This window comes from Lentzea sp., assembly GCF_035525475.1.
Taxonomy (GTDB): domain Bacteria; phylum Actinomycetota; class Actinomycetes; order Mycobacteriales; family Pseudonocardiaceae; genus Lentzea.
Genome location: NZ_DATLEC010000054.1, coordinates 1 through 10,399, shown reverse-complemented (window position 1 = coordinate 10,399; position 10,399 = coordinate 1). Strand labels below are relative to the sequence as shown.

The 10,399-nt window shown below is 69.8% G+C and carries 8 protein-coding genes; 2 read left to right on the top strand and 6 right to left on the bottom strand.

What is annotated here, in order from left to right; all coding sequences use genetic code 11:
* Positions 1-105 precede the first annotated feature (105 nt).
* Together VM306_RS09645 and VM306_RS09640 are read left to right on the top strand one after the other, a co-directional pair.
* Positions 106-1,167 carry a phosphotransferase gene (locus tag VM306_RS09645; RefSeq protein WP_325513192.1) on the top strand — a complete coding sequence of 354 codons (1,062 nt, stop codon included), beginning with the start codon at positions 106-108 and terminating at the stop codon, positions 1,165-1,167.
* On the top strand, positions 1,164-2,207 hold the full coding sequence (locus VM306_RS09640; protein WP_325513189.1) for a phosphotransferase: 1,044 nt from the start codon (positions 1,164-1,166) through the stop codon (positions 2,205-2,207). The genes VM306_RS09645 and VM306_RS09640 overlap by 4 nt, the downstream gene beginning before the upstream one ends.
* Here VM306_RS09640 and VM306_RS09635 read toward each other — a convergent pair.
* From VM306_RS09635 to VM306_RS09610, 6 genes are all read right to left on the bottom strand, one after another.
* Entirely contained in the window at positions 2,179-2,502 is a 324-nt protein-coding gene (locus VM306_RS09635; RefSeq protein ID WP_325513187.1) for a DUF3817 domain-containing protein, read from the bottom strand. The genes VM306_RS09640 and VM306_RS09635 overlap by 29 nt on opposite strands.
* 49 nt (positions 2,503-2,551) lie before the next feature.
* On the bottom strand, positions 2,552-3,595 hold the full coding sequence (locus VM306_RS09630) for an ABC transporter permease (protein WP_325513185.1): 1,044 nt from the start codon (positions 3,593-3,595) through the stop codon (positions 2,552-2,554).
* Complete coding sequence (locus tag VM306_RS09625) at positions 3,592-4,503, bottom strand: ABC transporter ATP-binding protein (RefSeq protein ID WP_325513183.1); 912 nt, start codon at positions 4,501-4,503, stop codon at positions 3,592-3,594. Before VM306_RS09625 ends, VM306_RS09630 begins: the two co-directional genes overlap by 4 nt.
* A 76-nt stretch (positions 4,504-4,579) precedes the next feature.
* On the bottom strand, positions 4,580-5,380 hold the full coding sequence (locus tag VM306_RS09620) for a hypothetical protein (RefSeq protein ID WP_325513181.1): 801 nt from the start codon (positions 5,378-5,380) through the stop codon (positions 4,580-4,582).
* Positions 5,381-5,492: 112 nt separating this feature from the next.
* Entirely contained in the window at positions 5,493-7,739 is a 2,247-nt protein-coding gene (locus VM306_RS09615; RefSeq protein WP_325513179.1) for an ATP-binding protein, read from the bottom strand.
* A 28-nt stretch (positions 7,740-7,767) separates the two neighbouring features.
* Positions 7,768-9,975 carry a GH92 family glycosyl hydrolase gene (locus VM306_RS09610; RefSeq protein ID WP_414672356.1) on the bottom strand — a complete coding sequence of 736 codons (2,208 nt, stop codon included), beginning with the start codon at positions 9,973-9,975 and terminating at the stop codon, positions 7,768-7,770.
* Between the last annotated feature and the right edge of the window lie 424 nt (positions 9,976-10,399).

The following is a 10,399-nucleotide window of genomic DNA, read 5'->3' as shown; positions in this document are numbered from 1 at the left end:
CGAGCAGCTCACCGACCTGCTCGCGAAGGTCCGCCGGGCCAGCGGCGACTTCGAGGACTAGGGCCTGGGAAAACCGCTTGGGCGCCAAGGCCGGTCTGTGGCCTGATGGGGCTTATGCAGGAACGCCCGGACCGCTCGATCGTCGCGCTCGTCAGCACCCCTGGCGGGTTCGCCGGTCGCACCGCGCCGATCCCGGTCGAGACACCGAACTGGAACCACGTCGAGCCGGTCAACCAGGCCCTGCGCGACCTGCTCGGCGTCGAGACGAGCGTCCTGCGCCTGGTCTCGGCCGAGGGCGGCAGAGTGCCGTTCGGCGGCGTCGTCACCTACCACGTCGAAGCGCACGGCGAACCCGACCGCACCCACCTCGAACCGGCCGACGAGCCCGATCGGGACGCCGAGCACAGGCTGCCGTGGGCGCGGCTCGGCGGTCCGGCGGAGCTGATCGCCTGGGCGGACACCGCGGTCACCCGGACCGGACCGGCCGTCCAGGTGCGGACGTGGAACCTCTCCAACGTGCACCGGCTCCCCACCGCGGACGGCCCGGTGTGGCTCAAGGCCGTGCCGCCGTTCTTCGCCGACGAGGGCGCGGTCATCAAAGCGGTCGCCGCGCACGACCCGACGCTGGTGCCCGAGGTGCTGGCCAGTGCGCCGGGCCGGGTGCTGCTGAGCCAGGCCGAGGGCGGCAACTGCTGGGACCTGACGCCGGACCTGGTCGAGCTCGTCGTGCCGCGCTGGGTCGCCGTGCAGAACGCGCTGGCGGGTGAGCCCCGACTCCCGCCGTCCGTGGTGCCGATGCCGTCGTTCGGGCTGCCGGAAACGCTGGTGCACGGCGACTTCCACCCCGGCAACTGGCGCAGCAGCGGTGTGGTCATCGACTGGTCCGACGCCGTGTGGGGCCATCCGGCGCTCGACGTGGCACGGCTCATGGCGTTCAGGCCGGAGCTGAGCGAGATGATCAGCCGGGTGTGGAGCGAGGCGTGGCTCTCCCACCGTCCCAGCAGCCGCCCGTTCGAAGCACTGGAGGTGGCCCGCCGCGCGTCCCACCTGCATCTCGCGGTGCGGTACCAGGAGTTCCTCGACAACATCGAGGAGTCCGAGCGGATCTACCACCGCGATGACCCGGCGAACGAGCTGCGGGCCGCTCTTCGGCTGGTGACCGGATGACGGGCAAGATGATCATCGCTCTGGTCAGCGCGCCCAGCGGGTTCGCGGGCCGCACCGGCCCGCTGCCGATCCCCACCGCGGACTGGTACCACGTCGAGCCGGTCAACGAGGCGCTGGAACAGCTGCTCGGCGTGCCCACGCTCGTGCTGCGGCTGATCTCCGCCGAGGGGGGCGACGCGCCGTTCGGCGGCCTGGTCACCTACCACGTCGAGGCCCTCGGCGAACCCGACCGCACGAAGCTGCACCCGGCCGGGGAACCCGAGGCGGACGCGGAGTTCCGGCTCCCCTACGCGCGGATGGGCGGGCCGTCGTCGTTGATCGCATGGGCGGACGCCGCGGTCGACCGCACCGGTCCGGCCGTCCAGGTCCGCACCTGGAACCTCTCGACCGTGCTCCGGCTCCCCACCGCGACCGGTCCGGTGTGGCTCAAGGCCATCCCGCCGTTCTTCGCCGACGAGGGCCGGGTGATCGGGATGGTCGCCGCCCACGACCCGACCCTGGTCCCCGGGGTGATCGCCTCCGCGCCCCAACGGGTGCTGCTCGCCGACGCGCCGGGCGACAAGTGCTGGCCCGTCACACCGGACCACGTCGACCTGGTCGTGCCGCGCTGGGTGGCCGTGCAGAACGCACTGGCGGGCGAGCCCAGGCTCCGCCCGACCGCCGTGCCGATGCCGTCGTTCGGGCTGCCCGACACGCTGACGCACGGCGACTTCCACCCCGGCAACTGGCGCAGCAGCGGCGAGGTCATCGACTGGTCCGACGCCGTCTGGGGTCACCCGGCACTCGACGCCTGCCGGGTTCTGGAGTACAGCAAGCCCGAACTGCACGACCACATCAGGAAGGTGTGGAGCGAGGCGTGGCTCGCACACCGCCCGGACAGCCGCCCGCTCGAAGCCCTCGACGTCGCCCGCCGCGCGTCACGCCTGCACAACGCGGTGAAGTACCAGGCCTTCCTCGACAACATCGAGGAGTCCGAGCGGATCTACCACCGCGGCGACCCGGAGACCGAGCTCAGAGCTGTTCGGCGACGGGGGAGTTGAGGCGGCCGGTCTTCGACGCCCAGCGCTCGAAGACCACCGTGCCGAACGGCGGGATGCTCGACAGCAGACCGATGACCAGCGTGCGGACGTCCCACTTCAGCGGGTCCTTGGCCATCAGCGTGACGAGGATGAAGCCGACGAAGACCAGGCCGTGGATCGGGCCGAAGATCTTCACGCCGATCTCGTTCTGCACGACGACGTACTTGAAGAACATCCCGAGCAGCAGCCCCGCCCAGGAGATCGCCTCGGCGAGGGCGAAGATGCGGAACCGTCCAACCGCGCTGGAGAACGTCATGGCTCATCATCATGGACCGTGACGGGCGGCACAGCGCAGCAGGGGTGTCTTATTCCTCCCATTTGAAGACGCGGGAGGCCACGAATCCGACCACGAGCGTGAAGCCGATCAGGATGGACGCCGGCACCAGCAACGCCTCGATCCCCTTGCCCCGCACCAGCACGTCGAGCATGCCGTCGTTCATGTGCCGCAACGGGAAGATCTTCGACACGGTCTGCAGCCACGGGGGCGCCTGGTCGACGGGGAAGAACGTGCCGGACAGGAACGCCATCGGCAGCACCAGGATGTTCGCCGCCGCCGACGCCGACTCCTCGGTCCTGGTGAACGCGCCGACCAGCATGCCGAGCGAGAAGAACGCGACGGTTCCCAGCAGCAGCAACGGAATCGCGAGCCACCACTGCCCTGACAGCTTCAACCCGAACAGCGGCAGCGCCGCGATGCCGACGAAGATCGCACCCTGCACCAGCGCGACGCCGGCGCTGACCAGCAGCCGCGACGACAGCACCGAGGTCACGGACACGGGCGCGAGCCGGATGCGGCGCAGCACCTGCTTGCGCCGCCACGACACCAGCGTCAGCGCCGACCCGAACACGGCCGACACCGCCACACCCCACGAGAGGATGCCGGGCGTCAGGTACTGGATCGGCTTGAGCGAGGCGTCCTCGACCTTCTCCGCGGCGAACGTGTAGGTCGGCGGCTGACCGGTCGCGGCGAGGTTCGCCTTGTCCACGAACCCGTTCACGATCCCGAGCACGGTCGCCGACTCGACCTGGTCGCTCTGCGCGTACCGCACGTCGACCCGCTGACCGCGGATGATCAGCGCGGCGGGCAGGTCGCCGTCCTTCACCTTCTGCAGGGCGGCGTTCTCGTCGTCGTAGGACTCGAACTCGAGCGCGCCGCTGTCGCGCAACGCCGAGACGACCGGGCCGTCGCCGACGAGCGCGATCTTGGTCTTGTCCTCGCCGACGTCGCGCAGGATCAGGCCGAAGATGACGAGGAACATCAACGGGAACACGAACGTGAAGAAGAGCGTGGCCTTGTCGCGGATGAAGCCCTTGAACATCGCCAGCGAGAGCGTCTGGAACGCGGTCATGCGCGGTACTCCCGTCCGGTGAGGTCGAGGAAGACGTCTTCGAGGGTGGCCGTGCGGACCTGGAGGCCGTCCAGCGCACCGCGTTCGGCGAGCGCGGACAGCACGGGAGCGGGACGGCGCGTGGAGATCGTCAGCGAGACCTCGTCCTCGCGGACGTCCTCGACGCCGCTGATCGCCTCGGCGTCCACGACGGGCAGCAGGCCCTTCTGCAGCGTCACGTGGGTCGGCGCGTCCAGGCCGCGCACCAGCACCGCGGGCCGGTCGAGCGCGAGGATCCTGCCGTTGTCCATGATGGCCACGCGGTCGCAGAGGATCTCGGCCTCGTCGAGGTAGTGCGTGGTGTAGACGATGGTCTTGCCGCGTTCCCGGATCGCGCGCAGCACGTCCCAGAGGTTGCGGCGGGCCTGCGGGTCGAGTGCGGCGGTCGGTTCGTCGAGGAACACGATGTCCGGGTCGTGCACCAGCGCGCACGCGATCGAGAGGCGTTGGCGCTGGCCGCCGGAGAGCTTGCTCTCCTGCTCGTTCGCCTTGTCCGCGAGGCCGACCAGCTCCAGCATGTCCGCGGCCGTCCCCGCGCTGACGCCGTAGAGCGAGCCGAACGTCTGCAGCTGCTCCTTCGCGGTCAGCTTCTCGAAGAAGGCCGACGCCTGCAACTGGACACCGATGCGCGGCAACAGCTTCACGTTGCGCGGCCACGGGCTCTCGCCCAGCAGCAGCACCTCACCGCTGTCGGGCTCGCGCAGCCCCTCGACGATCTCCAGCGTGGTCGTCTTCCCCGCGCCGTTCGGCCCCAGGATGCCGAAGAACTCCCCCTGCGCCACGGTGAACGAGACGCCGTCCACCGCTTTCAGCTCGCCGTAGCTCTTGCGGACGTCCCGCACCACGACCGCCGACTGTTCCTCCGTCATGGGCGAGACGGTAGGTCAGCGTTCTTCGTTCCATGGGGCGGAAAGACGAAAGTCGGAGCGAAGTCGAGACGAGTGGTCAGCTGCCCAGCGCCATAAGTGGATCGGCGTTGTGCACGTCGTCGAGCCTGCGCAGAGCCGTGGCGAACTGCTCGTACCTCGCCCGCGGAACGGCCGCGCGCACCTCGTTGATCATCTGCCAGAGGTAGCGGTGCTCGAAGGTCTCCACGACCGGCGACGGCGGGACGTCCTCGTGGCGGACGTCCGCGGCGAACGTGAGCGCCACCGTCGCCGCGCGCAGGCAGGCGGTCGCGAGCGTCACGCAGTCCTCGACGAGCGTGCGGTCGTCCTCGGCGCGCACGACGCCGTTGACCGCGAACCGCACGGCCTGCATCAACGCGAAGTAGAGGCGCTGACCCACCACGGGCCGGTCGTGCGACGGGCACCCGGTGGCCGGGCCGGGCGTCAGCACCGTCATGCCGACCTGCGGGCGGCGCAGCACGTGGTCGAAGAGCGCGGTCGGTGCCCAGAGCAGCGTGCGCCAGGAGTCCTCGCAGACGGAGGTACCGGTCCTGGCCGCGTTCTCCTGCACGTCGAGGTAGGCGATCAGCACGCTGGACAGGAACACGCCACCGCGGTCGCCGCCGACCCGCACGACGCCGAAGCGCTCGTCGTCACCGGCGTCCAAGACCCCGTAGCCGGGCTTCCACTCGATGACGTCGCTGCTCGCGAGCACCACGCGGGCGAGCCGCTGGTGCACGGGCGACGCCGAGAGCACGGTGTCGTCCAGCCCCATCTGGACGAGAACGGACGCGGCGTGCTGGAGCGACTCGCGCCGCTGCGGCACGAGATCGGGGTGCAGCAGCCGGAAAGGTTCCACGTCGCCCCCTCCCCTTCCCTTGGTCGCACTCACAATGACCGTCGGGGGACGGGAAGTCATCCGGATCGGCGCGACGTTACGTCTCAGTTGGCGGCGCCACCCGGCGACGGCATCAGGTCGACTGGGCCCAAGCGACGAGCTCGGCGCGGGACGAGAGGTTCAGCACCGTCCGCACGTTGTGCACGTGCGACTCCACGGTGCGGTGGGAGATCCCGAGCGCGGCGGCGACCTGCGCGTTCGTCATGCCGCGCGCCACCAGCTCGACCACCACGCGTTGCCGGTCGCTGAGCACGGCGTCCTGCACGATCTCCTTGTCCAGCGCGGTCTCCAGGACGTGCGTGACGTCCATCGCCCTGCCCGCGTTGAGCGCTCGGGCGAAAGCCGGGCGGGACAGGGATTCCCGTGCGAGGTCCAGCGCGGCGGTCATCTTCCGCCGCCACCACGGTTCCGACGGAACAACCCAGTTCGTGCGCATCTGCCGGCAGGCCGCGAGGAGGCGCACGCCGAGCTCGTGCCTGCCGGACAGCACCGCGACAAGTCCGCGGCCCTCGACCGACTCCAGCACCGCGCGCGGATCGGTCGCCGACAGCCGCGCGCTCTCGGCGAACCGGGCGCCGGCCGTCGCCAGGTCTCCGCGCTCCAGCGCGATGCAGCCCGACGTGTGCACCGCGATGGCCACGACGTCCGGCCGCGCGTGCACCTTCAGCACCGGCAGCGCGTCCTCGATCAGGACGCCGGCCGCGTCGACGTCCCCCTGCTCCAGCAGCCACCAGCTGAGGTTCTGGCTGGACACGGCGACGCTCACGTCGTTGCCGTTGCGCTGCCCGTACCGGATCGACTGGCGCAACGCCCACGCGGTGTCCTGCACGTCGCCCGCGCTGTCGTGGGCGGTCGCCAGGGTGCGGTAGAGGCGGCACATGATCGACTGCTGGCCGCTGTCCTCCGCCGCGGAGACGGCCTCCAGCGCGTACTTCACCGCCTCGTCGTGCCGTTCCTCGTGCACGGCCAGCAACGACGCGTACTCCAGCGCGAGGATCCGGTAGCGGGCGTCGGCCGCGGACTGGTGCAGCACCTGCATCAGCACGGCCCCGGCCTCGGTGAAGTAGCCGCGGTCGAAGCACACCCGCAGCAACATCGTGGCGAGCATCAGCCGTCGTTCGTCCTGCGGCGCGAGCAGGCGGTCGAACGCGTACGCCGCGTTGTCGTACTCCTGGTGCAGCGCCGTCACCTGCTCCGGCGTGAGGATCGACGACGTGGCACCGGGTTCGCCCTTCTCGCACAGCCAGGCGACGATCCGTTCGGCCGTCACCTCGTGCTCGCCGTGCTCGTCGAGCCGTTCCTCCGCGAAGAGGCGCACCGACTCGAGCATCCGGAACCGGCCGTCGCTCTCCCGCACCACCAACGACTTGGCCTGCAACCCCATGAGCAGGTCGACCACCGGCCCGCCGTGCACGACCTGGGCGATCTCCAGCCCGAACCCGCCCGGCAGCAGGGCGAGCCTGCGGAAGAACTGCTTCTCGGCCGTCGTGAGCAGGTCGTGGCTCCACGAGACGGCCGCGCGCAGGCTCCGGTGCCGAGCCTGCTCACCGGCGTCGCTCAGCAGGTCGAGCCGGTGGTCGAGGCGGTGCACGAGCTCGTCGGGCGGCACCGAGGAGGAGAGCTTCGCGGCCAGTTCCACCGCGAGCGGCACCCCGTCGAGCCGCGCGCAGATCGCCGCGATCGTCTCGGGGTCGCCCGCGGTCTCCGCGCGTTCGATGAACAGCCGGACGGCGTCGTCCTCCATGCCGTGCAGCGGGTACACGATCTCGCCGGCGGCCCGCAGCGCCTCCCGGCTGGTCGCGAGCACCTGGACGTGAGGACACCGCGCCAGAAGGGCGTCGACGACGTCACAGCATTCCTCGACCACGTGCTCGCAGTTGTCCACGAGCAACACGAGCCGGCGGTGGGACAGTTCCTGGAGCAGGGTCGTCCGCAACGCGACACCCGCGTGCTGGTACACCCCAACGGCTTCCGCGAACGCCTGCACCACCTGGTCCGGCCTGCTCAGCTTCCCGAGCTCGACCGTGCGCACCTCGACCCGGCGGGCGCGCCGGGCCACCTCCACGGCGAGCCGCGTCTTCCCGACCCCGGCCGCGCCGACGACCGTGAGCAACCTGTGCTTGCGCAGCAACGAAAGCAGCTCCGCGAGCTCGCTCTCCCTGCCGACGAACGCGTCGTCGTAGCCGGGCAGCTCGGCGACCACAGTGGACGCCCCGGCCGACCGCCGGCGGTAGGCGCGCTGACGGCACGCGTTCGAGCAGTACCGCGCCCGCGACGGCATGGGCGCGAAATCCGTGCCACAGCTCGCGCAGGTACCCATCGCACGAGCCTACGGCCGTTCCCGCGTCTCAGTTCGAAAGTGTGTGGAGGTCGACCTCGAGCGTGGTGCCCGAAAGCAGCTCGGCGAGCTCGACCCTGTCCTTGGCCCTCCCGCGCCATCCACTCCGGATCCGCCGCACCACCTGCGTCTTCGTGATGTCGGCATCCGCGGCCTCGATCACGACGTCCCTGCCGTTCTCCAGGTGGATCACGGCCTTCCGGTACTTCGGCGCATGAGGGACGAACTCGCCCGTTCCCGGCACGGCGGGATACATCCCGAGCGCGCTGAACACGTACCAGGCCGACATCGTGCCGAGGTCGTCGTTGCCCGTGACACCCGCCGGCCCGTTGACGAACAACGTCTGCGCGGCCCTCACGACCACCGACGTCTTCTCCGGCTTGCCGATGAGCGCGTACATCCACGGCGCGTGCAGGTCCGGCTCGTTGTTCGGGTTGTACCGGAACTGGTTGTAGTAGTCGTACGGCCCGACCACCCACTTCTCGCGAACCGTCCGCTTCGGGTCCCTGAGGAGGTCTTCGTAGGCGAAGAAGTCGTCGAGCCTCGCCTCGGCCGCCGCCGCACCGCCGAGTGCCGCGACCAGGCCGTCGACGTCGTGCTGCGCGAGCCACTGGTACTGCCAGGCCGTGCCCTCGTGGAAGCCTTCCGGGCCCTGCGGCGTGTAGGGGGTGAGCCAGTCGCCGTTCCGCAGCTTCGGCCGTGGGAAGCCGGTGAAACCACGGTCGGTGACGGTGTGGTCCCAGAGGGTGCGGTGGTTGAGGCCTCTGGCCCTGAACCGCTCGGCGTCCGCCGTGTGCCCCAGGTGCTCGGCCATGATCGCCAGTGTGGCGTCGGCCAGTGCGTACTCCAGGGTCGCGGACGCGCCGTGGTGCGGGTCGGTGTCCTGACCCTTCTTCGGGAAGCGCTTGTCGTACTGGACGAAGCCGTTCTTCAGGTAGCTCGGGTTGCCGGACCTGCCCTGGAAGCGGGAGGCCTCGGGCGGGATGCCGTCGGCGTTCTGGACGAGCGCGCCGTAGGCCTGTTCCTCGAGGCCGTCGAGGTGGCCGAAGCGCCAGAGGTCCACCAGGAACGGCGTGACCGGGTCGCCGGTCATGCAGTTGGTCTCCTGGTTCGCGAACGCCCAGCGCGGGAGCCAGCCACCCTGCTCGTGGATGGCGAGGATGCTCCTGGCGATGTCCTTGGAGCGCTTCTCGCGGATCAGGGCCAGGAGCTGGTTGTGGGCCCGGTAGGTGTCCCACAGCGAGTAGTACTCGTAGTAGGTCCAGCCCTCGGCGTGGTGGACCTGGCCGTCGAAGCCCCGGTACCTGCCGTCGGCGTCGCTCCCGGTCAGGGGCTGGAGGAGGACGTGGTAGAGCGCGGTGTAGAAGACCGCCCGCTCGTCCCAGTCGTCCGTGTCGATCTCGATGCAACCGAGCTCGTCGCGCCAGGCCTGCTGGGCTTCGTTCCTGATGTCGTCGAAGGTCTTGCCGGTTGTTTCCTGCGTCAGGTTGTTGGCGGCGCCCTGTTCGTCCACTTGGGACAGTGCGGTCATCGCCGTCACCGGGCCCGGGGTGAACTTCACCCAGGCGCCTCTCAGGCCTGCCGCGCCGCTGCTCTTCCGTTGGTTCGGCCTTGGTCCTGCCGGGTCCCAGGTGCCGAACTCCTTGAAGGGGCGGTCGAACCTCGTGGTGAAGTAGGTGAGGTAGGGGCGGCCGCCGCAGAAGGCCTGGGTCTCCACGGTTCCGGTGATCGTGCGGTCATCCAGGATTGTGATGGAACTGGCGGAGACCGGTTCCTTGTCGTTCGCCTGGCCTGCGTTGATCAGCAGGATTCCGTCCACCCCGTTGGGCCAGGTGTAGCGCTCCACGCCTGTCCTGGTGGTGGCGGTGCACTCCGCTGTGATGTCGTTGGCCAGTTCGACCTTGTAGTAGCCGGGTTTGCCGATCTCCCCGTCGTGCGTGTAGGCCGTGGCGTAGCGCTTGTGGTCGAAGCTCGGCGGGAGCTTTGTCGTCGGGAGGATCGGGATCAGACCGCCTTGCTCCCAGCAGCCCGCTCCGGAGAGGAAGAAGTGGGCGAAGCCTCTTATTTGCTGGTCGTCGTACCTGTAACCGGCGTAGTGGGAGGTTGTCGGGCTGGAGTGGGTCTTGCCGAAGGGCATGGACGCGCCGGGGAACGTGTTGCCCTCGTCCTTCGTGCCGATGAAGGTGTTGACCGACTCGATCGGGTCCAGTGCGTCCACGCCGTCCAGCCTAGATGGGATCGTGGCCGGTCGCTCGGGTCCGCTTCGCCGGGCCGGTTGCGTTCCAGCGTGGTCCCTCGGGCAGTGTCGACGCCGGGTTGTTCATCGCCGCTTCGCGTCGATAGCGATTGGGGTACACCGCTTCCCGGCGGTTCATGGGGAGGACGGCTCGCTTCGCATCGCCACTTCGGGTGTGCCTCGGCTTCGCCGTTGGCCTGCCTTGCCGGGCGGGGTGGGCGCGCGAGCCGGTAGGGACCGGGCCGGGGTGCTGCCGCCGCCGACCGCACCCCGGCCCGGGGGTCGTTCACCGCTCCTGCGGTTACCTGCGGGCGCCCAGGAAGATGTTGCCCTCGGTCGACAGGTAGTGGCTGGTGTAGTTGAAGCGGCGTGCGTCGCCGAAGAGCAGCCAGTAGTACTTCAGCTG